The organism is uncultured Ruegeria sp. (genome assembly GCF_947500045.1).
Lineage (GTDB): Bacteria > Pseudomonadota > Alphaproteobacteria > Rhodobacterales > Rhodobacteraceae > Ruegeria.
Genome location: NZ_CANMQQ010000001.1, coordinates 135,376 through 161,851, shown reverse-complemented (window position 1 = coordinate 161,851; position 26,476 = coordinate 135,376). Strand labels below are relative to the sequence as shown.

Here is a 26,476-nt window from a genome sequence, read left to right as displayed (position 1 = left end):
GATGCTTGCGATCCTCAATCGTGGGGCAACTTACCGGCACCATGACCAGCCATTCCGCCTGAAACCTCTTCGGTTGATTCTTCGGCCAGTTCTTCCGGCAGAATCAGATTCAGCACGATGGCAATCAGGGCTGCTGGCAACAGACCGCTGGTCATCAGGATGCGCAGTGTATCCGGCAAGTGCTGAACTGCGCCCGGCTCCAGTTGCAGTCCAAGACCAATCGACAGCGATATTGCAAAGATCACCATGTTGCGACGGTTCCAATCCACATCCGACAACATCGAGATACCCGCTGCGACCACCATACCGAACATGACGATTACACCACCGCCCAGCACTTCGATGGGCACTGTGCGAATGATCGCACCGACCTTTGGCACCAGACCACATAGGATCAGGAACAAGGCTCCACAGGTCACCACATGGCGGCTCATGACACCAGTCATCGCAATCAACCCGACATTCTGGCTGAACGACGTGTTGGGGAATCCGCCGAACAGACCTGCGATCGCGGTTCCGAAACCATCGGCAAATGTTGCGCCTTCGATTTCCTTGTCTGTTGCCTCGCGACCCGCACCACCTTTGGTGATACCCGACACATCGCCAACCGTCTCTATGGCCGAGACGAAAGACATCAGGCAAAACCCGATCACAGCGGCCAATGAGAATTCAAAGCCATATTTAAAAGGGACCGGCAGCGCAAAGACCGAAGCGCGCGACCAGCTTGTACCAATCGCTTCAAACGTCACCATGCCGACCATCAAGGCATAAACATATCCAACAGCCAAACCGATCAGAACAGCGGATACCGACAGCATGCCGCGTGCAAAGAACTTGAGCCCCAGTGTCACGATGACCACAACCAGCGCCGCCGACCAGTTGAGCAGCGATCCATATTCCGGGGTACCAATCGCGGGTACGCCCCCGGCCGCATATTGAATCCCCACTTTGACCAGCGCCAAACCAATCATTGTGACAACCAGCCCGGTCACCAGAGGCGGAAGTGCAAACCGTATTTTCCCGATGAACAGGCCAAGAAACGCGTGGAAGAGACCGCCGATCAACACGCCGCCAAACAGTGCCGCAAGCGCATCCACTCCTTTTCCGGCAACCAGTGGGATCATGATAGGCAGAAATGCAAAGCTTGTTCCCTGAACGATCGGCAGCGCAGCACCGACCGGACCTAGCGTTACGGTCTGCAGCAAAGTCGCCAGCCCCGCGAACAGCATCGACATCTGGATCAGATAGAGCAGTTCTGGAAAATCGGGTGAATTTGACCCAAATCCAAATCCGGCTGCTCCGGCCACGATAATAGCCGGGGTTACGTTTGAGACGAACATCGCCAGCACATGCTGAATGCCCAGCGGTATCGCCTTGTATAAGGCAGGTGTGTAGTTCGGATCCCGCAGCTGTTCTGGGGTTCCTATCGAAGTTTCGGCCATGATCTCATTGTCCTCCCTAAGATCCAATGGGGTTCTTGCCGTTTCTCTGGCGGCTTCACTTATGGTTTCAGCGGTCGACAACCTCGAACGGTGTGCTGAACCAGTATTCTTCCAAGTTCGGTCCGTCTCCGATCCGATCAACGACCGCGAACAGGCCGGGCCCATGCATAGGGGTCAGCACCCCGTGCCAGGTGCCTCGATGATAATTCACAGCCTGCCCGGGATTCGTGATGAAGGCGCGTGGTTGGCCCGGTTGCCCCCTTTCATCGGGGGCTACGACCACCAAAAACGGTTGATGGGTCATTGGAATGAATGCCTGACTGCCATCTGGATGACGCTCGACCATGTCGAGCAGATAAGGCAATTCTCGTGGGTTGGCATTGAACAGGCTGATACCTGCGCGCGCATCTCCGAAATCCAGCTTCGCCCGGTCATGATAACGCCCGCATTGGCCCTGATTGATGATCTTATCGGGCGCGCCCGTGATATCGATCAGATCGCCAAAAGGCGCAAAAGCTTCGGCCGAGATCGTTTCTGCGACGATCCGCGTCATGATGGCAGCACATCGCGCAGTCGGAATTCGGCGATCCTTTCAACCTGTCGGCAGGCCTCGGTGAATTCGGTGTCGCGATCCTGTTCGATACGCCGCTCAAACGCACGCAGGATCGAGGCCTTGTCATAGTCCCGCACAGCGATGATGAACGGGAACCCGAATGTATCTGTGTAGCGCTGATTCAGATCGGTGAATGCTTCACGTTCCTCATCCGTCAACGCGTCCAGCCCTGCCGAGGCCTGCTCAGTTGTGCTTTCTTGTGTCAATCGCTTGGCCTGCGCCAGTTTGCCTGCAAGATCGGGGTGTGCTGTCAGAACGCCCAGCCGTTCCTCGGCCGAGGCGGATCGGAACATACGCGTAAGCGCGTTGTGCAGCCCGCCGGCTGTGTCATGCGCCGCGCCTAATTCAAGTTCATAGGCACGTTCGGCGATCCACTCCGAATGCTCGAAAATGCCGCCATAAGTGGAAACGAATTCGTCACGTTCCATCTGCGACGGCAGCGGGCGCGCAACAGATGGATGCGTTTGCGCCCAGTGTTGTGCAATCTGCAGCCGCGTCGCAAACCACACATCAGAAAACCCGCGCGCGTAATCCAGAAATCTCTTCAGTGCCATGACGCGCCCTGGACGTCCGATCAGGCGGCAATGCAGACCAATCGAAAGCATCTTGGGCGCACCACATTCGCCTTCTGCATAAAGCGCATCGAAACTGTCTTTCAGGTAAGAATAGAACTGATCCCCGGCGTTGAACCCCTGCGGTGTGGCAAAACGCATGTCGTTACAATCAAGCGTATACGGTACGATCAACTGATCTCGTCCATTGGTTCGCATCCAATAGGGCAGATCATCTGCATAAGTATCGGCGACATAGTCAAAGCCGCCTTCTTCGGCGACCAGACGCACGGTGTTGTCCGAGCAGCGCCCGGTGTACCAGCCGCGCGGGCGATCCCCGACCACTTCGGAATGCAGGCGGATCGCCTCAGCGATCTGGGCGCGTTCTTCTTCCGCAGGCATATCCTTGTGTTCAACCCATTTCAGGCCGTGGCTTGCAATCTCCCACCCTGCGGATTTCATCGCCGCCACCTGATCCGGCGAGCGCGCCAACGCGGTTGCCACACCATACACAGTGATCGGCAGGTCCTTCATAAGCCGGTGAAGACGCCAGAACCCGGCACGCGAACCGTATTCATAGATTGATTCCATGTTCCAATGGCGTTGACCCGGCCATTGTGCGGCCCCCACAATCTCGGACAAAAACGCCTCGGACGCGGCATCCCCGTGCAGAACGCAGTTTTCGCCGCCCTCTTCGTAGTTCAACACGATCTGCACCGCCACTTTCGCGCCGCCCGGCCATGCGGCATCAGGCGGGTTAGCTCCGTATCCGATCATATCGCGGGGGTAGCGAGGCGGCTGCATGATGTATTCCATTCCAATTAGGTGTTTTGACAGCTTTACCTTAGAAACGTGTCATTGATTATCAAATCAATCCGAACACTGTTTCCGGTTCTTTCGGGATTTCAACCGTTTTGCGGTTTGGCACAGTCTGTGGCACATCAAAAGAAACACAAAGGAGAGACCCTTGGCAGGTTATCTGACAACTCACGTTCTGGACACCGCGCGCGGCTGCCCAGCCGAGGGGCTGAAAATTGCGCTTTATAAAGTGTCGGGAAATTCTCACCGGAAAATGGTTGAGATGGAAACAAACGCGGACGGTCGCACCAACAGCCCGATCCTACCGCAGGAAGACTTTAAGACCGGCACATATGAGCTGATCTTCTTCGCCGGAGATTACCTGCGCGCAACCGGTCAGGACGGGGATGACCCCCTGTTTCTGGATCAGGTTCCAATCCGCTTTGGCATGTCCGATGCAGACGCGCACTACCATGTACCCTTGCTTTTGTCCGCTTACGGCTATTCGACCTACAGGGGCAGTTAGATTCAGGTTTCGGTGCTTCGGACGACTTTACCGATCCGGTCGATCATGAAATCCATGAACAACCGGGCCTTGGGGTCCTGATGGCGACGATGGGTATATAGACACGCCATTTGCACCGGAACCGGGGGCGTTTGTGTCACCACCGGGATCAGTCGCCCTGCTTTCAGGTGATCCGACACCTCAAAGACCGGCTTCATGGCGATACCCTGTCCGGACAACGCCCAATCGGTCAGCACGTCGCCGTCGTCACATTCATAGCGACCCGAGACTGCAAACCGTTTCGGCCCGTCGGATGTTTCCAGCATCCACTGAAACTCCGTCGCTCCGGGAAAGCGCAGGTTCAAGCACTCATGCTTGCCTGAAATCAGATCAGAACCGGTTTCCGGCATCCCCTGACGTTTCACATAGTCGGGGGCAGCGCATAACACTCGTTGGCAATCTGCGATCTTGCGGATGCGCAGTGTACTATCCTCTGGTTGACCGATGAAGAACGCCAGATCCAGCCCTTCGGTGGTCAGATCCACGGATCGGTCCGTCAACCTAAGTCGTACATCGATTTCTGGATATTCTGACAGAAAATCAGGCACATGGGGCGCCAGCAAACGGCGCCCAACCCCCAATGGTGCCGCTACAAACAGCGATCCGCGGGGCGCTTCTGTCAAATGCGTCACCTGTGCTTCGGCTTCATCAACCGCATCCAGAACCGCAACCGCACCGGGGTAGAACGCCCGTCCCTGCTCGGTTGGGGTCAGGTTGCGCGTCGTTCGCTGAAACAGGCGCACCCCCAGATGATCTTCTAGCTGCGAAATCCGTGCCGACGTCACCGCAGGCGAAATCCGCATATCACGGCCTGCGGCAGACATACTGCCGAGATCATAAACCCGGACGAAGGTGCGAATGTTGTCGAGATAGGACATCTTATCGTTTTTTTTGATACAGTTTGACAATATACGGGAATACCGAAGAAAAGCCCGTTTGCCTAGTGTGGCAAGCAAGCAATCGGAGACCTAATCGATGTACGACTTCGCCGTGTTCTGGGACTGGATCGCATTTGCCGTGCGTTGGCTGCATGTCATCACGGCCATCGCCTGGATCGGATCATCCTTTTATTTCATAGCGTTAGACCTTGGATTGAACCGCGACATTCCCGGACCTGCAGACGGCGAAGAATGGCAGGTCCACGGCGGGGGCTTTTATCACATCCAAAAATATCTGGTCGCACCAGAACGGATGCCGGACCATCTGACCTGGTTTAAATGGGAGAGCTACGCAACATGGCTGAGCGGCGCGGCACTATTGATGATCGTCTACTGGGTCGGGGGCGAACTTTATCTGATTGATGCACAGAAAGCTGATCTGGCGCTGTGGCAGGGCATTCTGATCTCGGCGGCCTCGCTGACCATTGGCTGGCTCATTTATGACTACCTGTGCAAATCGGGCCTTGGTGAACGCCCGACGCTGCTGATGGTCCTGCTATTCGTGCTGCTCGTCGTAATGGGCTGGGGCTACAATCAAATCTTCACTGGCCGCGCGATGATGCTGCATCTGGGCGCATTTACCGCCACGATCATGACGGCAAATGTGTTCTTCATCATCATGCCAAACCAGCGCATCGTCGTGGATGACCTGAAGAATGGGCGCACCCCTGATCCGAAATACGGCAAAATCGCCAAGCTGCGTTCGACTCATAACAACTATCTGACCTTGCCAGTTTTGTTCTTGATGTTGTCGAACCACTACCCGCTGGCATTTGCCACCGAATACAACTGGATCATTGCCGCGCTGGTCTTTCTGATGGGTGTCACAATCCGGCATTATTTCAACACGCTGCACGCCCGTGCAGGTAATCCAACCTGGACCTGGCTGGTGACGGCGTTGCTGTTCATCACCATCATGTGGCTGTCGACCGCCTCGCTGCACGACCCGCTGGAAGAGGCCGAAGCACAGCAATTGACACCCTATGAACAAAAATTCGCGGCGGCTGACGGGTTTGAAGAAGCGCATGACATCGTGCTGGGCCGCTGTTCCATGTGCCACGCACGCGAGCCTGTTTGGGAAGGCATCCGATGGGCACCCAAAGGCGTGTTACTAGAAACCGAAGCCGACATCGCGCGCAATGCACAGCAGATCTACCTGCAGTCCGGTGTTACCCACGCCATGCCGCCCGCGAACGTCACCTATATGGAACCCGAAGATCGGGTCGCGATCATCCGTTGGTTCCGGAATGCCGATCTGTAGTGATTTGGGCTGTGGGTTAGTTAATAAAAGCGTCTGAACTTGGTTTAGTTCTTTCCCTTCGCGCTGCCAAATGCTCTAAATGAATTCAACAAGCCGCATTCTTTTTGTATCGCGGCCATAGCGATTTCGACTTGGGGCAGTTGGAGCCAGACAATGACAGGGAGCAGACCGCGCGGCGTTCTGAGATGCTGGCTTTTTGGCGCGCTGATTGCCCTTGCTCCCAATCTCGCAATTGCGCTGGAAACCACACTGTCCGCCCCTGGTGCATCCGAAGACCTGGTGGATAGGCTGGAGGAGACCTCATCAGTCTTTACCTCAGAATCGCGCGGGTTGGATACATCACTGGAAATCCTATCCGCGGCTCTTTCCGATTACCGCACTATCGTTCAGATCATGTATGACGAAGGCTATTTCAGCCCCGTTGTCAGCATCAAACTGGACGGGCAGGAAGCCGCGAAAATCAACTCGTTGAATGTTCCTGCCCAGTTCAAGCGGGCAACGATTCTGGTGACACCAGGACGGAAGTTCAAGTTTGGGACGGCAGTCGTACAACCGCTGGCGCCGGACACCGAATTGCCCGAAGAGTTTGCCACGGGCAAAACTGCCACGACAGGGGCAATACAACAGGCAGCCTCTGCTGGTGTACAGGGCTGGCGCAACACCGGCCACGCCAAAGCAGAGGTGGAAGATCAAAAAGTGATCGCGCGTCACGCGCAGGCGCGGTTGGACGCCACGATTGATCTGGCCCCAGGGCCAAGGTTGCAGTTCGGAAAGATGATCATCCAAGGCGATACGAATGTCCGTCATAGGTCGATCGAAAAAATAGCGGGGTTCCCCTCGGGTGAAGTTTACTCTCCGGAACAGGTGCAAAAGGTTGGAACCCGGCTGCGGCGCACGGGCACGTTCAGCACGGTCTCGCTCAAGGAACATGATGAGCCAAACCCCGATGGCACGCTGGATTTTGACGCGACTTTCGAAGACCTGCCACCGCGCCGACTGACCTTCGGCGCCGAGATCGCTTCGCGCGATGGGGTAGACGTGACCGCCACATGGACCCATCGGAACGTGTTCCGTCGGGCCGAGCGGCTACGGTTCGAAGCCGCCATCCGCAACATAGGCGGGGCCGAGGATATCGACGGCCGCATTGGCCTGCGTCTGGATCAACCTGACCGGCTTGGCCCCGATGACAATACCTTCTGGAGCGCCCTTCTCGAACGGCGCAACACCGAGAACTATAACGTCTCGGTCGCCTCGCTAGCCTATGGTGCGCGCCGCACCTTCTCGGACCGGCTTTATGCCGAAGCCTCAGCCGGTTTCCAATGGTCGGACGCAGATGATGCATATGGTGATGGGCGCAAGTTTCGATACTTTATCCTGCCCTTCCGATCAGAATGGGATGAGCGGGACAGCAAGGTTAGCGCTACCCGGGGATATTATCTAGATTCGCAGGTGATGCCTTTTGTCGGGCTTTCCGGCACGGATACCGGGCTGAGGATGTTCTTCGACGGGCGCGCCTATAACGATCTGGGCACAGGTGGCCGGCTGGTGCTGGCCGGACGTGTTCAGCTGGGATCTGTCCTTGGGCCACCACCAGACGGCGTTACCCCTGACTTTCTGTTCTTCTCGGGTGGCGCGGGAACCGTACGCGGACAGCCTTTTGAAAGTCTCGGCATTCCCGTCGGAGATGGTGTCGCAGGTGGCAAGTCCTTCCTGGGATTGTCGGCTGAAGTACGCGGAAAGGTCACCGACACAATCTCATTGGTTGGATTCTACGATTATGGTGTGGTCGACACGTCTTCATTCATAGGCAGTGGCGCGGAAGAGCATTCTGGCGCGGGGCTTGGCATTCGGTATGATCTGGGTGGCTTCGGCCCCTTGCGCTTTGACTTGGCTGTACCGGTTCAGGGCGATACAGGGGACGGGCTGCAATTCTACCTTGGGATCGGGCAGGCCTTTTGATGCGTCGCATTATATATCCCCTATTGCTGAGTTCAGCGGCGATCACTGTGCCCGTCGCAGCAACCGCTCAGGACGAGGGCGGCAGCATGATCGAACAGTTCCTGCAAGATACCTTGTCGGGCGATGATCAGAATGTCCGGGTGATCGGTCTGGAAGGTGCCCTGAGTTCGCGCGCTACAATTCAGGAAATCACCGTCGCCGATGACGAAGGCGTCTGGCTTACTGTCAAGAATGCCGAGCTGGATTGGAACAGGCTGGCGCTGCTGCGTGGTCGGTTCTCGGTCAACACGCTGTCCGCGCAGGAAATCGACATCGCCCGCGCGCCGGGCACGACAACCAAGGATACGCCGCCCCCCTCAGCCGAAACCCAACCCTTTCAGCTTCCTGAGCTTCCGGTTTCCATCGAAATCGGAGAGCTTCGGATCGATGACCTGTCGCTGGGTGAGCCCCTGATCGGCGTCGCTGCCAACCTTGCCGTGAATGGGAACCTGTCTTTGGCAGACGGCACGCTGGATACTTTGTTGGATATCGACCGGTTGGATCGCGCGGGGGACACGATTGACCTCAAAGCAGGATTTCAAAACAACAGTCGTCAGATTGATCTGGACCTGACTGTCGCCGAAGCCTCGGGTGGGTTGATCGCAACGGCCTTGTCCATTCCCGATGCCCCACCACTTGAGCTGACGGCCAAAGGCTCAGGCCCGGTAACGGATTTCAATGCGGATATCGGGCTGAGCAGTGATCAGCAGATTCGGGTGTCCGGCCAGGTCCGGCTGCGCACCGCCGAGGAAAACGGCACCGCATCAGACGGCATCGCCTTTACCGCAGATGTCGGAGGTGATCTGACGCCGTTTCTAGCCAAAGAGATGGACACGTTCTTTGGCACTGACACACGGATTTACGTCGACGGGCGAACCTATCCTGACGGTGCGCTGGATATTTCGGATATCGAACTGACCTCAGAAGCGCTGGAGCTTAAGAGCGAGGTGAGCCTTGCCTCGGGCGGTGTGTTGGAACTGGTCGCCCTGCAAGGCCGCATCACGCCACCGGATGGTGACAAAGTTGTTCTTCCCGTCAGCGGTGGCGATACGGCCATCGGTGCGGCGCAGATTTCGGCCTTGTACAATACCGCGAATGGCAATCTCTGGGACCTGAACCTGACAACCAACAAAGTTGAGACCCCCAACCTGAATCTTGATCATGCCCGGATCAGCGGGCAAGGCACGCTGGATCAGACTGATGGATTGTCGATCGGTGGTGATCTGCAGGCCGTACTGGATGGTATCGATCTGACGGACACGGCATTGAACGCAGCCGTCGGTGATCAGATCACGCTGGATGGAAAGTTCGACTATGGCAGCGACCAGTCATTGCAACTGAACGACTTCGAAGTGGTTGGCAGCGATTACACCCTTGATGCCGATGCGCTTATCAGTGGGCTTGCAAGCGGTTTGCAGGTTGATGGCTCGGCCCTACTGCAGGCAACGGACCTGTCGCGGTTTTCTGATCTGGCCCAGCTTCAACTTGGCGGCGCAGCCTCGATCCAGATCAAGGGCAAGGGCTCACCGCTGGAGCGCAGCTTTGACGGCAAGGTCACAGTGAACGGGCGCGATCTGGTAACCGGGCGCGATGACATCGATCCGTTGATTACTGGCGAGACCGAGATCGTGCTGGACGCCGAACGCGGCACCGATGGTCTGTCCATTCGCGCGTTCACCATCGACGGCGACGCGCTGAGCGCGCAAGCCAGCGGCACAGTCACAACCCCCAATGGCAATCTGACAATTGACGGTCAGGCCAGCGTCAACGCCCCCGATCTGGCAGTTTTTTCCGGTATCGCCAAACGGGATCTGGCCGGAACTTTGCAGGCCCGGCTGGATGGCAAAGGCACTGTGCAAACGCTCGAGTTCGACGGTCAAGCCAGTGTGATCGGTACAAATATCCAGACTGGCATGAGCGAATTTGATCCGTTGCTGAAAGGCCGGACATCGATCAATCTGGACGGCGCGCATTCGGGTGATCAGATTACCATCCGAAGTGCGACAATCAAAAACGCAGCCCTGACTGCCGAGATCGGCGCAACCATTGATGACCCGACCGGCAACATCGCCGTGGATGGAAGCGCCAAGGTGAACGCGCCCGACCTGTCTTTATTCTCAGGCCTCGCAGGGCGCGATCTGGCCGGATCGATCAATGCAGATATTACCGGCCGCGCGGCACAAGCAAGCAAGACATTCGATATCATTGGCAAGCTGAGCGCAGATGACCTTGGAACAGGCATCCAGGCTGTCGATGCACTGGTGCAGGGAAGAACCACGTTTGATGTGGATGCGGCCAATGATGATCAGGGGCTGAATATCCGCACATTCCGTTTGCAGGGAACCGCACTGACGGCAGATGCATCGGGGCGACTGGACCGCGATGCTGGCGGCCTTGATTTCTCGGCCATGCTGGACGACATCGGGCGTCTTTCCTCTACACTTTCCGGACCCCTCAAACTGGATGGAAATGTCGCCCCAACCGCATCTGGATTGGAAGGCAATGCCCGCTTGCAGGGCCCTGACAGCTCCTACGCAAATCTTAGCGGATCCGTTGAGACCAGTGGTATCGCCGATCTCGAATTTGAGGCCCGCCTGAACAAACTTGAACGCTTGGTTCCGGATTTCCCAGGGACCGTCTCGGCCAGCGGAACCGCGCGACGCGACGCTGGTACGTGGACAATTGATGCCAAAGCAGACGGCCCCGCCCAGATCAATACAACTGTCGCTGGTACTTTTGACGAAAGCAGCGGCCAGGCGGACCTGAAGATGCAAGGTGGCGTCAATATCGGCATCGCCAACACCTTTATCTCACCCAACAATCTGGCGGGCACGGCCCGCTTTGATCTTGCCCTAAAAGGGGCACCCGCGTTGAACGCGCTCAGCGGATCGATATCGACATCAGGCGCATCGATGGCGCTGCCAGAGGTGGGACAGACCATCACCGACATCGGAGGCTCGGTTAACATCGCTCAAAGCCGCGCCACGATTGCATTGCAGGGCGGTTTGCGTGCTGGTGGAGGCTTCACCGTCAACGGCCCGATCGATCTGACCCCGCCTTTCAATACGCAGATCACCACGGCGCTCAACAATCTCGTGCTGACCGATAAGCTGCTGTACGAAACCACATTGAATGGTCAGATCGCCCTGACCGGAGCTTTGGCTGGAAACAGCGCGTTGGCCGGGCAGATCAATTTTGGCGAAACCAATATCAACCTCGCCGCCGCTGCAGGTGCGGTCGGTGCGGCCCCGATCCCCACGATCGACCATCTCAATGAAAGCCGTGCCGGTTTCGTTACGCGGGAACGGGCCAATCTGGTCGAAACCGAAGACAAAGCCAAAAGCAACTCCCGCATGTCATTGGATATCGGCCTGCTTGCGCCCAAGGCTGTCTTTGTGCGCGGGCGCGGTGTGAATGCCGAATTGGGCGGTCGCATACAGATCGGCGGCTCTACGACATCCGTCGTTCCATCGGGCCAGATCGAACTTATCCGAGGCAACATCGATATTCTGGGTCGACGCCTTGCCCTGACCAAAGGTCTGGTTACCCTTCAAGGCGACCTGACCCCCTATATCGAATTCGAATCTTCCTCCAGCACCTCGGACGGTACTGCAACAATCGAGATTGCAGGACCATTGGATTCGCCCGAGGTCAACGTGTTCTCTGACCCGGAACGCCCAACCGAAGAAGCGCTGGCCATGCTTTTATTTGGCAACCGTTTCTCCGAGTTATCGCCTTTCGTTATCGCCCAAATGGCGGCCTCTCTTGCCCAGCTTAGCGGCGCGGGCGGGGACGCAACCAAGGGCGTACGCGAGGCCACGGGTCTTGATACCGTCGATCTGGGCGCAACTGAAGGCGGCGGGGGCAGCCTTGGCGCGGGGGCTTACTTAAGTGACAATCTCTACACCGATTTCACCGTTAACACCGAAGGTGACACCGAAGTGAATCTGAACCTCGACGTAACGGACAGTTTCACGGTTCGCGGCACCGTCGATGGCCGGGGTGAAACGGGCCTGGGTATCTTCTTCGAACGGGATTATTGATCAGAAAAAAGGGCGGTTCCAAAGAACCGCCCTGTTTCCGATGTAATCGGCTTATTCCGCCGCGATGGCGTCGTCGATCTTGTCGACCCGAATGGCCGAAAACTTGAATTCGGGAATTTTGCCATAAGGATCGATGGCCGAGTTGGTCAGGATGTTCGCCGCCGCCTCGACATAGGCGAACGGGATGAACACCATATCTTCGGCAATCGCCCGGTCGGCTCGCACCATGATTTTGATCGAACCGCGGCGTGTGGTCAGCCGGATCATCTCACCCGGCTCGATCCCCATCAGCTTGAGCGTTCGGGGATTCATGGAACAGTTCGCCTCAGGCTCAACAGCATCCAGAACAGTCGCACGGCGGGTCATCGAACCTGTGTGCCAATGCTCTAACTGACGACCCGTGGTGGCGATCATCGGATATTCGTCATCCGGCGCCTCATCCGGCGGGATGACACTGGCCGGGGTGAATTTCGCCCTGCCATCCGTACGCGGGAAACCATCTCCGAACACGATAGACTGGCCCGGATCCGTTTCGGATAAAGACGGGTATGTGATCGTCTCGGTTTCAAGACGCTCCCACGTGATGTTGTCAAGTGACTCCATCGTCAGCTTCATCTCGTTGAACACCTGAGATACATCCGTGTAATCCCAATTCAACCCGATACGCTGCGCCAGTTCGACAGTGATCTTCCAATCCTCACGCGCCTCACCCGGAGGTGTAACAGCAGGGCGCACGCGCTGCACCTGACGGTTGGTATTCGACACGGTGCCGTTCTTTTCATAGAGCGCCGATGCAGGCAGGATGATATCGGCATAGTTCGCCGTCTCGGTCAGGAAGATATCCTGCACGATCATCAGCTCAAGCTTGGCAAGCGCCTCACGCGCGTGACCAACATCGGGGTCGGACATGGCCGGGTTTTCACCCTGGATATACATGCCCTTGATATTGCCTTGATACGCTTGATCGATGATCTCGGTAACGGTCAGCCCTTTCTCATTCGAGAAATCCTCGGACCCCCAGACATCTGTGAACTGCGCCCGTATATTGTCATCCGTGACAGTCTTGTAGTCCGGCAAGAACATCGGGATCAGACCTGCATCGGACGCACCCTGCACGTTGTTCTGACCGCGCAGCGGGTGCAAACCTGCACCGGGTTTACCGACATTGCCAGTCATCAGGGCCAGCGAGATCAGGCAGCGCGAGTTGTCGGTGCCGTGAATATGCTGGCTGACGCCCATGCCCCAGAAGATCAGACCGGCCTTGGCCTGGGCAAAGGTACGTGCGACACGGCGCAGCTGATCCGGTTCGATGCCGCAGATTGGCGCCATCGCCTCGGGCGTGAAGGCACGCAGGTGTTCTTTTTCGGCCTCCCAGTTCTCGGTCCAACGGTGGATGTACTGGCTGTCGTAAAGCTCCTCTTCCACGATCACGTTCATAATCGCGTTGAGCATCGAGACATCAGCACCCGGACGGAATTGCAGCATTTCATCGGCAAACTTGCGCATGCCAACACCGCGCGGATCCATCACGATCAACTTGCCGCCGCGTTTTGTAAATTGCTTAAAGTAGGTCGCAGCAACGGGATGGTTTTCGATCGGGTTGGCCCCGATGATGATGACCACGTCCGAGTTTTCGACCTCATTGAAGGTCGCGGTCACTGCACCTGAACCGACGTTCTCGATCAAAGCCGCCACGGACGATGCATGGCAAAGGCGCGTACAGTGATCGACATTGTTGTGGCGGAATCCCTGCCGAATGAATTTCTGGAACAGATATGCTTCTTCGTTGGTGCATTTGGCCGAACCAAAGCCCGCCACATTGCGCGGGTCATCCTCACGCAGGGCCATCAGCTTTGTGGCGGCCAAATCCATCGCCTCTTCCCATGTCGCTTCGCGGAAATGGGTTTCCAGATTGCCCGGATCGACGTTCAAACCCTTGGTCGGAGCGTCTTCACGCCGGATCAACGGCTTGGTCAAACGATGCGGGTGGTGGATATAGTCGAACCCGAAGCGGCCTTTGACACAAAGACGGCCTTCGTTGGCGGGGCCGTTGATACCCTCGACATATTTGACCTTGCCGTCCTTGACCTTCAGCGAGACCTTGCAGCCCACACCGCAGAACGGGCAGACGCTTTCGGTCTCAGAGTCGTAGTCTTTGCTGTCGCCCTTCTGCTGGTCATCCAGCACCGTGGCGGGCATCAGCGCGCCAGTCGGGCATGCCTGAACGCATTCACCACAGGCCACACAAGTGGACGCTCCCATCGGATCATTCTGGTCGAACACCACCTGCGCGGTATGCCCGCGACCGGCCATGCCGATCACATCGTTCACCTGCACATCGCGGCAGGCACGAACGCAGAGGTTGCAGTTGATACAGGCATCCAGATTGACGCGCATCGCAATATGGCTGTCATCAAGCAGCGGGATTTTCTCGGCCTCTTTCGCCGGAAAACGGCTGTCGCTGACATCATTCAGCTTCGCCATGTCCCAGAAGTGGCTGGATGTGTCGTGCGCCTCCTCGGGCTGATCGGCCACCAGCAATTCCATCACCATTGCGCGCGATTTCTCGGCGCGGTCGGTGTCGGTTTTCACGACCATGCCCTCTGCTGCAGGGCGGATACACGAGGCAACCAAAGTGCGCTCGCCTTCCACCTCGACCATACAGGCGCGGCAGTTACCGTCCGGGGCATAACCCGGTGCCGGTTTGTGGCAAAGGTGCGGAATGATCAGGCCCTGGCCATTGGCCGCGTCCCAGATCGTGGTGCCCTCGGGCACGGTAACGTCATCGCCATTCAGGTTGAAGGTGACGGTCTTGGTTGTGCTTGCATCCAGCATGGCTCTGTCTCCCTCAGATTTCGTCAGCGAAGTGTTTCATGACCAGGCGGATCGGGTTCGGGGCGGCCTGCCCCAAACCGCAGATCGACGCATCGCCCATGACCTGACACAGATCTTCCAGCAGGTCCTGATCCCACTTGTCGGCCTGCATCAGCTTCACCGCCTTTTCGCAACCTGCACGGCACGGCGTGCACTGACCGCAGCTTTCATCCTCGAAGAACCGCAACATGTTCAGCGCTGCATCGCGGGCGGTGTCCTGATCGGACAGAACCACCACAGCGGCAGAGCCGATGAAGGTGCCATGCGGTTGCAGCGTGTCGAAATCCAGCGGAATATCGTCCATCGACGCAGGCAGCAGACCCGAAGACGGACCACCCGGCTGATACGCCTTAAAGGTCTGCCCTTCGGCCATGCCTCCAGCGGCATCGATCACGTCCAGAATGGTCGAACCCGCGGGCAACAGGTAAACGCCTGGCTTCGCGACCCGACCCGAGACTGAATAGCTGCGCAGACCCTTGCGGCCATTCTTTTCCGTGCTGTTAAGGCACTCTGGCCCCTCGCGACAAATCTTGGACACCCAACACAGTGTCTCGACATTGTGCACCAAGGTCGGGTGGTTAAAGACCCCAACCTGAGCCACGAACGGAGGACGGTGACGCGGCAGGCCCTTTTTACCTTCGATTGATTCAATCATCGCGGATTCTTCACCACAGATGTAAGCACCTGCGCCTCGGCGGAGGTCGATATATCCCGGTTCAACAATCCCGGCGTCTTCCAGCGCTGCGATTTCACGGCGCAGAATCTCCAGCACCGCCGGGTATTCGTCGCGCATATAGATAAAGCAGGTCTCGGCCTCGACCGCCCAGGCAGCGATCAGCATACCCTCAAGGAATACATGCGGTGTGCGCTCAAGATAATAGCGGTCTTTGAACGTACCGGGCTCACCTTCATCGCCATTCACGGCCAGATAGCGCGGGCCTTCATTCATGCGAACAAAGCCCCATTTCTTGCCGGACGGGAAACCCGCACCACCCAGACCGCGCAGGCCCGAGGACAAGACGTCTTCTTGCACCTTTTCCCAATCGCCGCTTTCTCGCAGCTCTTTCAGCTTGGCGTAGCCGCCGTTTGCCGAGAAGGCGGCAAAGGTTTCATAGTCAGGCAAATGCGCGTGGGTATCATCGGCGGCAATCGCGGCCTGCACCTTTTCAGGGGTCGCATGGTCGATATGATTGTGACCGATCTCAAGCACAGGCGCGGTATCACAGCGGCCCATGCAGGGCGCCCGAAGGACACGCACTTGTGATGCATCAAGCCCGTCTTCCAGAGCCTTTTGCAACTGTTGGGCACCAGCCAACTCGCAGGACAGTGAATCGCACACCCGGATGGTCAAGGCAGGCGGAGGCGTCTCATCCTCTTTGACCACATCAAAATGGGCATAGAATGTGGCGGTCTCATAGATTTCCGCCTGACCGATCCGCATCTCAACCGCCAATGCGGCAATGTGATCGGCGCTGATATGGCCCTGTTCATCTTGAATCAAATGCAGGAATTCGATCAGCAAGTCGCGGCGGCGCGGGCGATCACCCAGCAGGCGCGCAATTTCGGCCTGCGCCTCATCCGTGAACTGACGGCCCTTGGGCGTATGCCGCCCCTTGCCTTTACCTGACTTCCAGACGCCCTTGGGTGCGCCCGATTGCTTGGTATCTAATGGTGCCATGATGCCCTCCGATTGGGGTTCCCAGTGTCATCAGATCAGCATATCGTCAAATTGACAAATCCAATCGCACGATAACGGTAGCTTATCACACGAAAGACGTCACAACCCCCCGCAACGCTTCTACTGTCGGCAATTCCGGATCACGGGTCAAAGAGGCCAGACAAATTGGCTTGCTGACAACAGGATCGACCAGCGGCAGAACCTTCGTTCCTTTCAGATCCCCTAGCGCGTGGATTAGAACCCGGGGCACAACCGTCGCCGCAAGCCCCTCGCGCGCCATCACCATCGAGGCGGTAAACCCACTGGTTTCCGCAACCACGTCCGGATGTAGCCCGAGGTCCGAAAATATCCGATCAAGTATGCGGCGATTCTGCATCTGCGGCTCCAGTAGGCTAAGCGGGAATTCTGCGACACGCGCCCAAGGGATCGGATCGGTTTCCTCGGTCATATGAGATGGGATCAGCAGAACATAGGTTTCCTCATACAAGGGCTGCACCTGCCGCAAATCAGTGCCGATGCTGTCACCATAGGTAATACCCGCGTCCAGACTGCCCTCGTCCAGCCGGTGTTGGATGGCCGTTGCTGACATGGTTTCGATCCGCGTGATGATACGTGGATGGCTGTCACGTAAGCGTTTGATCAAACGCCCGGTGAAGGCAATCGCCGTCGGGATCACCCCAAGGATCAGTGTCCCTGTAATCTCACCTTTTGCAGCCTGAACCTGTTGTTCAAGCGCCTTGGTATCATCCAAGATACGACGCGCCCGCAGGACAATCATTTCCCCCTCTTCGGTCAGGCCTTGGAACCGGTTGGCACGACGGACGATCGAGACACCCAGCCGGTCCTCAAGATTGCGTATCCGCATCGAGAATGCAGGCTGCGATATTCCACACTCTTCAGCCGCCTTAGCAAAATGCCGATGCCGCGCGAGGGCGCTGAGAAGTTGAAGGTCGCGGATTTCGATCATTTTGGGGTTGTCTCGCTCTGATATGGCGCCCCCAGCGGGAACGATTCTAGTTCACACAGGGGTTTTCAATTGACGACGGCAGGCTATTCACGACCCCCAAGCGAAATTCTCCATTTTCGTGTTTGAACGCCCGTACCACAATCAGACGCCCCCCTTCTCCGCAGCGTATTCTGACCGGGTTGAAAGTTACTCCATCGTCAATGTCGATCAATTTGCTCTCGACGGATTGCGTTATTTGGCGTTGTGTTTCCGACCAAGCCTGAATGAGTGAACCGGCAAGGCGTGTCTGCAACGGGGGATTTGCCGCAATGCCACACAAGAACCAGGTTCCTTGGGACGATACCGCACTCGCGACCAAAGATGAATTCGGGTTGAAGACGGACACTTCGTGCAGACCGCGAACATTCACAAGTGGATCAGCAGGTTCAAGGTCGTCGAAAACAGAGGCGTCTTGAGCAAAGACGATTGTTTCACAGGCATCCGACATTTCCAACCAATCATCGATTTCTGCTGTTTCAGCGTATGCCAACGATCCGATAACGATTGAGAACAGCAGCGATATCAGAGAAATGAAACGCATAAAAACCTACTGATTGTTTGATTATATAAATACCATGCGTCAACAAATTCACCAGAATTCAGGCATCAACTCAACAACCTAAAGAGCCGACGGCAATAGAATTCGAAGCCTTTCTCGACGTGGCTATGAAACATACCGGTGACGCGCAAACTTATCTCAGAACAACTGGCGCAAAGCCTCGCCCGTCGGCTCACGTATTAAACAAAAAATGCATCACATCGCCGTCTTTGACGATATAGCCCTTTCCTTCAGCTCGCATTTTACCAGCCTCTTTCGCGCCCTGCTCGCCATCGGCGGAAATGTAGTCGTCATAGGCGATGGTCTCGGCGCGGATGAAGCCCTTTTCGAAATCACCGTGGATCACACCGGCAGCCTGAGGGGCGGCGGTGCCGGTGCGGATGGTCCAGGCGCGGGCCTCTTTCGGGCCGACGGTGAAGTAGGTCTCCAGCTTCAGCAGGTCATACCCGGCGCGGATCAGACGATCGAGACCGGGTTCCTCCAACCCCATTTCCTCAAGAAACATCTGCGCCTCGTCGTCTTCCAACAGGCTGATCTCTTCTTCGATCTTGGCGCTGATGATGACGTGGGCATTGCCCTGTGCTGCAGCCATCTCGGCGACTTTCGCCGAGTATTCGTTACCCTCTGCCGCCTCCTCCTCGGACACATTGCAGACATAGAGCACCGGCTTGGTGGTCAGCAATTGCAGCATCTTCCACGCCTTGGCATCTTCTTCAGACACCTCGACCAGCCGTGCGGGTTTGCCGCTTTCCAGCATCTCTTGCGCGACGGTCAGCAATCGGTCCTGCTGCTGAGCTTCTTTGTCGTTCCCCTTCAGCTTGCGCACCAGATTGGCACGACGCTTTTCGATACTTTCAAGATCGGCCAGCATCAGCTCGGTTTCGATGGTATCGGCATCGGCCACGGGATCGACGCGACCATCCACGTGGGTCACGTCACCATCCTCGAAACAACGCAGCACATGGGCAATCGCGTCGGTTTCGCGAATATTGGCGAGAAACTGGTTCCCCAGCCCTTCACCTTTCGAGGCGCCTTTGACCAGGCCCGCAATGTCCACAAATGTCATACGCGTTGGAATAATCTGTTTTGAAGAAGCAATCGCTGCCAGCTTGTCCAACCGATCGTCAGGAACGGCGACATCACCAACATTGGGTTCGATCGTACAAAACGGGAAATTCGCGGCCTGCGCGGCTGCAGTTTTTGTCAGCGCATTGAAGAGGGTCGACTTGCCCACATTCGGCAAACCCACAATTCCCATTTTAAAGCCCATAACGGCCTCCTGATACCATTCGAACGCCGCTTCTAGGCAGGTCCGGGGCAATGCGCAAGGCGTAGCGCCGCCCCCTCCCTTGCGAGTCCATTCTGCCACATCACAAAAATGGCATCTTATTGTGTTCTTGCCCCCATTGAATTCGTGCACTTAGAATTCCGTATTAAAATAAGACTTAAAAAACGACGGACAAAGTAGGTACGATGAAACTTCTTGTTATTCTGGCTTTCGCCCTGACGGCCGCCACGGCTGCGCAGGCTCAATCCATCATCTTCGGAGCAGGCTATGCGGACTACGCCAACAGTGATGGTGAAGATCAGGCAATTTTTTCCCTAGAGTATCAGCATCGCCCGTTTCACGAAGCAACCCGCTTCAGCGCCACATGGGGCGGGGCCTTGTCGGTTGATACCGAGGGCAACACACATGTCGGTGCCGGACTGATCGGTCTTTATTCGTTTGCTGACCGGTGGTTCATAGAAGGCAGCGTCATGCCGGGTTACTATAATGAAGGTAGTTCACAATATGATCTAGGTGGCAGCTTTCAGATTCGCAGCCTCTTGGGTCTTGGATACGCCTTGGACAACGGAAACAAATTGTCGGTCGCGATCACGCATAAATCCAACGCCAGTACGCAGGAAGATAACCCAGGCGTGAATGCTCTTTTGCTGCGGTATCACTACGCGTTCTGATCAGTGATCTGCCAAGCGGGATTGATTTTCAGCGAAAGTTTCTGCACATCAGGTCCAAACCTGAATGCAAGGACTTCCGATGACCCGTATCGACGCCAAATTCGCCGCCCTGAAAGAACAAGGCAAAAAGGCATTTGTAGCATATGTCATGGCCGGTGATCCTGACTATGATAAGTCGCTTGAGGTTGTAAAAGGTCTGCCCGGGGCCGGTGTGGATGTGATCGAATTAGGCCTGCCCTTTACCGATCCCATGGCGGATGGTCCCACTATTCAGGCCGCGGGCCAAAGGGCATTGGAGGGCGGGATGACGTTGCAGCGCACGCTGGATCTGGCGCGCGCCTTCCGCGAAACCGATGACTCCACACCAATCGTTCTGATGGGGTATTACAACCCAATATATAGCCGGGGTGTCGAAAACTTTCTGACTGATGCAAAGGCCGCCGGGATCGACGGCCTGATTGTTGTAGACCTGCCACCCGAAGAAGATGATGAACTGTGCCTGCCGGCACAGGCTGCCGGGTTGAACTTTATCCGACTGGCAACCCCAACGACCGATAACAACCGCCTGCCCCGCGTACTGCAAAACACCTCCGGCTTTGTGTATTACGTGTCGATTACCGGCATCACCGGTGCCGCAGAGGCGCAGGCAACCGATGTCGGCCCCGAGGTTGCGCGGATCAAAGCCGCAACCGATCTGCCGGTAATCGTCGGATTCGGGATCAACTCGCCAGAAAAGTCTCGCAACATCGCCAGCGTATCAGATGGGGCAGTTGTCGGGTCGGCGATTGTCAGCCAGATTGCATCTGGAAAGTCAGTGCCCGAGGTGCTGGACTTTGTCAAAACCCTGTCGGATGGCGCTCATTCTGCCTGAACGCTCGGGGCACTCTCAGCTCACAAATCACCGCGGCAGGCACTTTGACTGCTGCGGTTTTTTGTTGTTGGCAACACCGGACTGCACTGCAAAAGCTGGGCATTGCAGAATGCCGTCATAATTGGTAAATAATTTTAACCAATCTTGCGAAAGCCTGATCAATGCCTGTCATAACAAATATCGAAGACCTTAAACGGATTTACGAGCGCCGCGTTCCGCGCATGTTTTATGACTATGCGGAAAGCGGCAGTTGGACTGAACAAACCTTCCGCGAGAACACGTCAGATTTTGAAGAGATCCGCCTGCGTCAGCGGGTTGCCGTTAATATGACCGGGCGATCGACCGCTTCGCAGATGATCGGGCAAGACGTGTCGATGCCGGTTGCATTGGCTCCGGTGGGTCTTACGGGAATGCAGCACGCGGATGGAGAGATCAAGGCCGCCAAAGCCGCAGAAGAGTTCGGTGTTCCTTTCACTCTGTCCACCATGTCGATCAACTCGATCGAGGACGTGGCAGAAAACACCTCGGCACCGTTCTGGTTCCAACTTTATACAATGAAGGATCAGGACTATGTCGGACGGCTGATCCAGCGCGCAAAGGATGCGAAATGCTCGGCCCTTGTCATCACACTTGACCTGCAAATTCTGGGTCAGCGGCACAAGGACCTGAAAAACGGCCTCTCTGCCCCGCCCAAACTGACACCGAAAACCGTGGCAAACCTGATGACAAAATGGGCCTGGGGCATCGAAATGCTAGGGGCCAAACGGCGCGAGTTCGGAAATATCGTTGGCCATGTCGACAGTATCACCGACACAAGATCACTTGGCACGTGGACGGCCGAACAATTCGATCCCAGCCTGGACTGGGGCAAGGTCGAAAAGCTGATGGACCAATGGGGCGGCAAAGTTATCCTTAAAGGTATTCTGGACGCTGAAGACGCAAAGATGGCAGCCAAGCTGGGCGCGGATGCTATCGTTGTTTCCAACCACGGTGGCCGACAGTTGGACGGCGCGCTCAGCTCGATCCGGGTCCTGCCCGAGATCATGGACGCGGTCGGAAGTGACATCGAGGTTCATCTCGACAGCGGCATCCGCTCGGGTCAGGACGTTTTGAAGGCATTGGCCCTTGGTGCCAAGGGCACCTTTATTGGCCGCGCGTTTGTTTACGGGCTTGGGGCCATGGGTCAGAAAGGCGTGACAACAGCACTGGACGTGATCCAGAAAGAGCTAGACACAACGATGGCACTCTGTGGTGAGCGCAACGTAGCCGATCTTGGGCGCCATAATCTTCTGGTCCCGAAAGACTTCGGCGGCCGCTGGCAAACCTGATCCTCGAATAACCCCAAAAAAGGGGGCGCTGCCCCCGCCGCCCATGGGGCGTCTCCCCCGAGGTATTTGTAGCCAGATGAAGCAGAGGATCCACCCTTCATCTGGCTACAAATACCTCGGAGCGCGAGGCAGAGCCTCGCACATAGCCTGCGCTATAAAAACCCCTTTCCAACGCCAATGAATCAGGCTAAGGACGCGGCTTCACGCGGGCATACAGCCTTGGAGGATGCCCGCCCTAACATTGGAGAATTATCATGGCTGGAGAGATTCCTGATCTCGAAGCTCTGGAACGGACGGGGACAGGCAAGGGCGCCGCTCGTCAGGCACGCCGCGACGGCATGGTTCCGGGCATTGTTTTTGGTGGCGATAAAGACCCGTTGCCGATTCAGATTCCGTTCAACGTACTGTTCAAGCGTCTGAAAGCAGGCCGGTTCAAGTCGACCCTCTGGAACCTGAAAGTCGAAGGCCACGAAGACGTCCGCGTCATCTGCCGCGACGTTCAGCGTGACGTTGTCAAAGACCTACCGACCCACCTGGACCTGATGCGCCTGCGTCGGACCACCAAGATCGCGCTGTACATCCCTGTTGAGTTCATCAACGAGGAAGAGGCACCAGGCATCAAGAAGGGCGGCGTTCTGACTGTTGTCCGCCCTGAGGTCGAACTGATGTGTACGGCCGGTGAAATCCCCGAAAAGATCACAGTTGATCTGACCGGCATGGAAATCAACGACGTTGCAACCATCTCGTCGGTTGATCTGCCGGGCGGCACTAAGCCGACCATCGACCGTGACTTCGTGATCGCCAACGTCTCGGCACCCACTGGTCTGGCGACCAGCGATGATGAAGAGGGTGAAGAGGGTGAAGTCGCTGCAGATGAAGTTGAAATCATCGGCCAGGACGAAGCTGAAGAATAAATCTGGGGACTATCCGGATTTGAAACGGGGTTCCATCGGAGCCCCGTTTTTCTTTTGACTGTACAGGGCTGGCAAACCTCAGCCAATCTGTGCAACTAGGGCACCATGCGGAACAGCGAAGGGCACAGCGATGAAACTGTTTGTCGGGTTAGGGAATCCGGGATCAAAATACGCCCGCAACCGGCACAATATCGGCTTCATGGCGCTGGAGCGGATTGCACAAGATCACGGGTTTGGTCCATGGAAATCCAAGTTTCAGGCAGAAATTGCCGAAGGTCGTCTGGGTGGCCGGAAAGTTCTTCTGCTCAAGCCGCAAACCTTCATGAACCGGTCAGGACAGTCGGTCGGTGAGGCGATGAGGTTCTACAAGCTCGACTCGACTGATGTGACTGTATTCCATGATGAGCTGGATCTGGCCCCAGGAAAAGTACGCGCAAAGGCCGGTGGTGGCCACGCAGGCCACAATGGGCTGCGGTCTATCCACGAACATATCAGCCCGGCCTATGATCGTGTGCGCCTGGGGATCGGGCATCCGGGCCGGAAAGAAATGGTCTCACCCTATGTTCTAAGTGATTTTGCGAAGGCTGATGCTGATTGGCTGGATGACGTTCTGCGCGGAGTTTCGGACGGCGCTCATCATCTTGCTGATGATGAGAGCGGGAAATTCATGAATGCGGTTGCTTTGCGCACAGTTCCGTCCCGGTCGTCGAAACAGCCGCCCAAATCTGAAGCGCATCTCAAAGCCCCTGTAGAAACGAATACTGCACCGGATGAGCGCTCGGCCATGCAGAGGTTACTGGATAAATTCAAATAAGCATTCCGCAACGTAGCAATTGCACAATGTGCCGGACCTAGGTCCAATACCAGCGACAAAAGGAGGCGTCGTATGAGAACTATGCTCAAATGGATGCTGCGTATAGTGTTGACGCTGGCATTGGCGGCGCTTGTCGTCGGCTTCTGGAAACGCGAAGAAATCCAACGCCTGATGGCCGTGAACTCTTTGTTTTCAGAAGAGAAGATCGTGCACAACTTTTCGCACATGGACGACGCGTTTCTGACCGTCAATCTACCACGCGGTGACGGCCCGACATGGGAACTGCCCTATGGTCCCGGGTTTGATTTGCCACCGGGGATTGACCGGTGGATCGAAGATCGCGCTGTAACTTCTTTGCTGGTGATGCAAGACGGAGAAATTCGGTTCGAAGAGTATTATCTGGGAACCGGACCCGACGACCGGAGGATCTCGTGGTCTGTTGCCAAAAGCTATTTGTCGGCCCTGTTCGGTGTTTTGATGGACGAAGGCGTAATTTCATCATTGGATGATACGGTCATAAAGTACGCTCCAGAACTGAAGGGCAGCGCCTATGAGGCCGCGACGATACGCAATGTGCTGAATATGGCCAGCGGCGTCACGTTTGACGAAGATTATCTGGACTACAACTCAGACATCAACCGGATGGGGCGGGTCGTGGCGTTGGGGGGTGAATTGGATGACTTTGCCGCCTCTTTGCAGGATAGTTTCGTCGCACCGGGTGAGGCATGGCAATATGTGTCAATTGATACCCATGTGATCGGGATGGTCATTCGGGGTGCGACAGGACAAAGCGTTGCGGAACTCCTGACTCAGAAGATCATCAAACCTCTGGGGCTGGAGCGGAATGGGTACTACATCACGGACGGTGCCGGCGTGGCCTTTGTGTTGGGGGGGCTTAATTTCACAACGCGGGACTTTGCGCGCTTTGGTCAATTGATTCTGCAGAACGGTGCGCGTGATGGAAAGCAGGTGGTGCCTGCCGATTGGATCAGCGCGTCGACCTGGCCTAGCGCACCGACCGAGCCCGGCAAAACGGGCTACGGGTATCAATGGTGGATTCCGGTTGGGGCGCACGAAGGCGAGTTCCTGGCGCGGGGCGTCTATGGCCAATACATATATTTCGATCAGCCACGCGGCGTTCTGCTTGTGACCACAGGTGCCGACAGACAATTCCGCGATCCCGGCGTCAACGAACAGAATGTAGAAATGTTCCGCAAAATCGCGCAAAGCCTGTAGGATACTGCCATGCAAAAGCAAGACAGCATCAATGTGTTGGGCGGCGTGCTGGCCTCCTGCTCTCACAACCCACTGACAGGGTTTTTCCGGGATAGTGCGTGCAATACCTGCCCTGAAGATCAGGGCAGTCATACGGTTTGCGCGGTCATGACGGCCGAGTTTCTGGCCTATTCAAAATATGTAGGCAATGATCTGAGCACCCCAAGGCCCGAATTCGATTTCCCCGGCCTCAAACCCGGGGATAGCTGGTGTCTTTGCGCATCACGCTTCCTGCAAGCTTATGATGAGGGTTGCGCCCCCATGGTTCGTCTTGAAGCCACGCACCAGGTGGCCTTGGATATCGTTCCATTGCGAATTCTGAAGGCCCAACAAGCCTAGAATCGAAGCTAAATTGCAACGGCCCGATACCCTCGGGACGTACGTGAAGGTGGCCCGGTCGGAAAACTATGTTGCGCTTGTAGGTCCCATCCCGCGTGTGCCAGAAAATCTGCCACCACCTCAGGTCGATAGGTTCGGTGGCGCCACTGGAACCATATGATCGCATTGCACCAATGCGGTTTGCTCACCACCAGCCAAAGCGAAGTGCCCGGCTCAACCAGTTCACGCATTCGACGCAACGCCGCAACAGGGTCCAAGCAATGTTCAAGCACATGTGCGGCCAGAAGACAGTCGAATGGAGCGTCTGGCTGGAATTCCTCCAAACGGGATTGCACCGGCACAGGATCAGAACCGCGCCTCTGTAACGCAGAACGCGCCAACTGCAGCATCCGGGCTGATGGCTCTAGCAAGGTAATCTGCCCGTCGGGCTGCACAACAGCACGTGCTTCGGCAAAAGCACCGGTCCCGCATCCGATGTCCAGCGCATTCTTGCCCAGCCCCACCTGCAGGTCCGATGACAGAAATCCCAGGTAGGCATCAAAATAACCAAGCAGCCGCATTTTGTCCGCCCAGCCCGGGGCGGCCTGATCGTATTTCTGGTCAAGCCTCTCTGACGCGGCCTTTGAGGATGCGCTGCACATGCCTTGCAA

Annotated in this window: 21 protein-coding genes; 11 read left to right on the top strand and 10 right to left on the bottom strand. The window is 56.5% G+C overall.

Annotation, left to right across the window (positions count from 1 at the left end):
* Positions 1 to 14: 14 nt before the first annotated feature.
* The 3 genes from Q1B46_RS00840 to puuE all read right to left on the bottom strand — a co-directional run bounded on the left by Q1B46_RS00840 (position 15) and on the right by puuE (position 3,410).
* Positions 15 to 1,442, bottom strand: coding sequence for a nucleobase:cation symporter-2 family protein (locus Q1B46_RS00840; RefSeq protein ID WP_299943584.1), 1,428 nt, complete (start codon positions 1,440 to 1,442; stop codon positions 15 to 17).
* Positions 1,443 to 1,509: 67 nt separating this feature from the next.
* A complete protein-coding gene (locus tag Q1B46_RS00835) occupies positions 1,510 to 1,995 on the bottom strand; it encodes an ureidoglycolate lyase (protein WP_299943581.1) in 486 nt (161 codons plus the stop codon).
* Entirely contained in the window at positions 1,992 to 3,410 is a 1,419-nt protein-coding gene (gene puuE / locus Q1B46_RS00830; protein ID WP_299943578.1) for an allantoinase PuuE, read from the bottom strand. The genes Q1B46_RS00835 and puuE overlap by 4 nt, the downstream gene beginning before the upstream one ends.
* A gap of 163 nt (positions 3,411 to 3,573) precedes the next feature.
* Here puuE and uraH point away from each other — a divergent pair, with 163 nt between their 5' ends.
* Positions 3,574 to 3,930 (top strand): hydroxyisourate hydrolase, encoded by a 357-nt coding sequence (uraH, locus tag Q1B46_RS00825; protein WP_299943575.1) that lies wholly within the window; start codon positions 3,574 to 3,576, stop codon positions 3,928 to 3,930.
* Positions 3,931 to 3,932: 2 nt separating this feature from the next.
* Here uraH and Q1B46_RS00820 read toward each other — a convergent pair whose 3' ends face one another.
* Positions 3,933 to 4,847, bottom strand: a complete 915-nt coding sequence (locus tag Q1B46_RS00820) for a LysR family transcriptional regulator (protein WP_299943572.1) — start codon at positions 4,845 to 4,847, stop codon at positions 3,933 to 3,935.
* A gap of 97 nt (positions 4,848 to 4,944) precedes the next feature.
* Between Q1B46_RS00820 and Q1B46_RS00815 the strand changes: the two genes are divergently transcribed.
* From Q1B46_RS00815 to Q1B46_RS00805, 3 genes are all read left to right on the top strand, one after another.
* Positions 4,945 to 6,168: a urate hydroxylase PuuD gene (locus tag Q1B46_RS00815; RefSeq protein ID WP_299943570.1), complete on the top strand. Its 1,224-nt coding sequence runs from the start codon at positions 4,945 to 4,947 to the stop codon at positions 6,166 to 6,168.
* A gap of 153 nt (positions 6,169 to 6,321) precedes the next feature.
* Complete coding sequence (locus Q1B46_RS00810; protein ID WP_299943567.1) at positions 6,322 to 8,127, top strand: BamA/TamA family outer membrane protein; 1,806 nt, start codon at positions 6,322 to 6,324, stop codon at positions 8,125 to 8,127.
* On the top strand, positions 8,127 to 12,209 hold the full coding sequence (locus tag Q1B46_RS00805; RefSeq protein ID WP_299943565.1) for a translocation/assembly module TamB domain-containing protein: 4,083 nt from the start codon (positions 8,127 to 8,129) through the stop codon (positions 12,207 to 12,209). Before Q1B46_RS00810 ends, Q1B46_RS00805 begins: the two co-directional genes overlap by 1 nt.
* A gap of 51 nt (positions 12,210 to 12,260) precedes the next feature.
* Here Q1B46_RS00805 and fdhF read toward each other — a convergent pair whose 3' ends face one another.
* The 5 genes from fdhF to ychF form a co-directional block, all read right to left on the bottom strand.
* Positions 12,261 to 15,044, bottom strand: a complete 2,784-nt coding sequence (gene fdhF, locus Q1B46_RS00800) for a formate dehydrogenase subunit alpha (RefSeq protein ID WP_299943562.1) — start codon at positions 15,042 to 15,044, stop codon at positions 12,261 to 12,263.
* A gap of 13 nt (positions 15,045 to 15,057) precedes the next feature.
* A complete protein-coding gene (locus Q1B46_RS00795; RefSeq protein WP_299943559.1) occupies positions 15,058 to 16,761 on the bottom strand; it encodes an NAD(P)H-dependent oxidoreductase subunit E in 1,704 nt (567 codons plus the stop codon).
* Positions 16,762 to 16,846: 85 nt separating this feature from the next.
* Positions 16,847 to 17,728, bottom strand: a complete 882-nt coding sequence (locus Q1B46_RS00790) for a LysR family transcriptional regulator (RefSeq protein ID WP_299943556.1) — start codon at positions 17,726 to 17,728, stop codon at positions 16,847 to 16,849.
* A 46-nt stretch (positions 17,729 to 17,774) separates the two neighbouring features.
* Complete coding sequence (locus Q1B46_RS00785; protein ID WP_299943553.1) at positions 17,775 to 18,308, bottom strand: hypothetical protein; 534 nt, start codon at positions 18,306 to 18,308, stop codon at positions 17,775 to 17,777.
* A gap of 190 nt (positions 18,309 to 18,498) precedes the next feature.
* Positions 18,499 to 19,596 carry a redox-regulated ATPase YchF gene (ychF, locus tag Q1B46_RS00780; RefSeq protein WP_299943550.1) on the bottom strand — a complete coding sequence of 366 codons (1,098 nt, stop codon included), beginning with the start codon at positions 19,594 to 19,596 and terminating at the stop codon, positions 18,499 to 18,501.
* Positions 19,597 to 19,799: 203 nt separating this feature from the next.
* Here ychF and Q1B46_RS00775 point away from each other — a divergent pair, with 203 nt between their 5' ends.
* The 7 genes from Q1B46_RS00775 to Q1B46_RS00745 all read left to right on the top strand — a co-directional run bounded on the left by Q1B46_RS00775 (position 19,800) and on the right by Q1B46_RS00745 (position 25,826).
* A complete protein-coding gene (locus tag Q1B46_RS00775; RefSeq protein WP_299943547.1) occupies positions 19,800 to 20,285 on the top strand; it encodes an acyloxyacyl hydrolase in 486 nt (161 codons plus the stop codon).
* Positions 20,286 to 20,364: 79 nt separating this feature from the next.
* Entirely contained in the window at positions 20,365 to 21,156 is a 792-nt protein-coding gene (gene trpA / locus Q1B46_RS00770) for a tryptophan synthase subunit alpha (RefSeq protein WP_299943544.1), read from the top strand.
* Between the two features lie 161 nt (positions 21,157 to 21,317).
* Entirely contained in the window at positions 21,318 to 22,484 is a 1,167-nt protein-coding gene (locus tag Q1B46_RS00765; RefSeq protein WP_299943541.1) for an alpha-hydroxy acid oxidase, read from the top strand.
* Between the two features lie 254 nt (positions 22,485 to 22,738).
* Positions 22,739 to 23,398, top strand: coding sequence for a 50S ribosomal protein L25/general stress protein Ctc (locus tag Q1B46_RS00760; protein ID WP_299943538.1), 660 nt, complete (start codon positions 22,739 to 22,741; stop codon positions 23,396 to 23,398).
* Between the two features lie 130 nt (positions 23,399 to 23,528).
* A complete protein-coding gene (pth, locus tag Q1B46_RS00755) occupies positions 23,529 to 24,212 on the top strand; it encodes an aminoacyl-tRNA hydrolase (RefSeq protein WP_299943535.1) in 684 nt (227 codons plus the stop codon).
* A 72-nt stretch (positions 24,213 to 24,284) separates the two neighbouring features.
* Positions 24,285 to 25,448, top strand: a complete 1,164-nt coding sequence (locus tag Q1B46_RS00750; protein ID WP_299943532.1) for a serine hydrolase — start codon at positions 24,285 to 24,287, stop codon at positions 25,446 to 25,448.
* A gap of 9 nt (positions 25,449 to 25,457) precedes the next feature.
* Positions 25,458 to 25,826, top strand: coding sequence for a DUF2237 domain-containing protein (locus Q1B46_RS00745; protein ID WP_299943529.1), 369 nt, complete (start codon positions 25,458 to 25,460; stop codon positions 25,824 to 25,826).
* Between the two features lie 8 nt (positions 25,827 to 25,834).
* Here Q1B46_RS00745 and Q1B46_RS00740 read toward each other — a convergent pair whose 3' ends face one another.
* Positions 25,835 to 26,386, bottom strand: coding sequence for a class I SAM-dependent methyltransferase (locus tag Q1B46_RS00740; protein ID WP_299943526.1), 552 nt, complete (start codon positions 26,384 to 26,386; stop codon positions 25,835 to 25,837).
* Between the last annotated feature and the right edge of the window lie 90 nt (positions 26,387 to 26,476).

Bases quoted from the DNA above. Each gene is read 5' to 3' on its own strand.
- Q1B46_RS00805 (WP_299943565.1), top strand. From the start codon at position 8,127: ATGCGTCGCATTATATATCCCCTATTGCTGAGTTCAGCGGCGATCACT.
- Q1B46_RS00760 (WP_299943538.1), top strand. From the start codon at position 22,739: ATGGCTGGAGAGATTCCTGATCTCGAAGCTCTGGAACGGACGGGGACA.
- Q1B46_RS00790 (WP_299943556.1), bottom strand. From the start codon at position 17,728: ATGATCGAAATCCGCGACCTTCAACTTCTCAGCGCCCTCGCGCGGCAT.
- ychF (WP_299943550.1), bottom strand. From the start codon at position 19,596: ATGGGCTTTAAAATGGGAATTGTGGGTTTGCCGAATGTGGGCAAGTCG.
- Q1B46_RS00795 (WP_299943559.1), bottom strand. From the start codon at position 16,761: ATGGCACCATTAGATACCAAGCAATCGGGCGCACCCAAGGGCGTCTGG.
- Q1B46_RS00745 (WP_299943529.1), top strand. From the start codon at position 25,458: ATGCAAAAGCAAGACAGCATCAATGTGTTGGGCGGCGTGCTGGCCTCC.
- Q1B46_RS00740 (WP_299943526.1), bottom strand. From the start codon at position 26,386: ATGCGGCTGCTTGGTTATTTTGATGCCTACCTGGGATTTCTGTCATCG.
- Q1B46_RS00775 (WP_299943547.1), top strand. From the start codon at position 19,800: ATGAAACTTCTTGTTATTCTGGCTTTCGCCCTGACGGCCGCCACGGCT.
- Q1B46_RS00820 (WP_299943572.1), bottom strand. From the start codon at position 4,847: ATGTCCTATCTCGACAACATTCGCACCTTCGTCCGGGTTTATGATCTC.
- pth (WP_299943535.1), top strand. From the start codon at position 23,529: ATGAAACTGTTTGTCGGGTTAGGGAATCCGGGATCAAAATACGCCCGC.
- Q1B46_RS00785 (WP_299943553.1), bottom strand. From the start codon at position 18,308: ATGCGTTTCATTTCTCTGATATCGCTGCTGTTCTCAATCGTTATCGGA.
- Q1B46_RS00750 (WP_299943532.1), top strand. From the start codon at position 24,285: ATGAGAACTATGCTCAAATGGATGCTGCGTATAGTGTTGACGCTGGCA.
- Q1B46_RS00835 (WP_299943581.1), bottom strand. From the start codon at position 1,995: ATGACGCGGATCGTCGCAGAAACGATCTCGGCCGAAGCTTTTGCGCCT.
- Q1B46_RS00765 (WP_299943541.1), top strand. From the start codon at position 21,318: ATGCCTGTCATAACAAATATCGAAGACCTTAAACGGATTTACGAGCGC.
- puuE (WP_299943578.1), bottom strand. From the start codon at position 3,410: ATGCAGCCGCCTCGCTACCCCCGCGATATGATCGGATACGGAGCTAAC.
- trpA (WP_299943544.1), top strand. From the start codon at position 20,365: ATGACCCGTATCGACGCCAAATTCGCCGCCCTGAAAGAACAAGGCAAA.
- Q1B46_RS00840 (WP_299943584.1), bottom strand. From the start codon at position 1,442: ATGGCCGAAACTTCGATAGGAACCCCAGAACAGCTGCGGGATCCGAAC.
- Q1B46_RS00815 (WP_299943570.1), top strand. From the start codon at position 4,945: ATGTACGACTTCGCCGTGTTCTGGGACTGGATCGCATTTGCCGTGCGT.
- Q1B46_RS00810 (WP_299943567.1), top strand. From the start codon at position 6,322: ATGACAGGGAGCAGACCGCGCGGCGTTCTGAGATGCTGGCTTTTTGGC.
- fdhF (WP_299943562.1), bottom strand. From the start codon at position 15,044: ATGCTGGATGCAAGCACAACCAAGACCGTCACCTTCAACCTGAATGGC.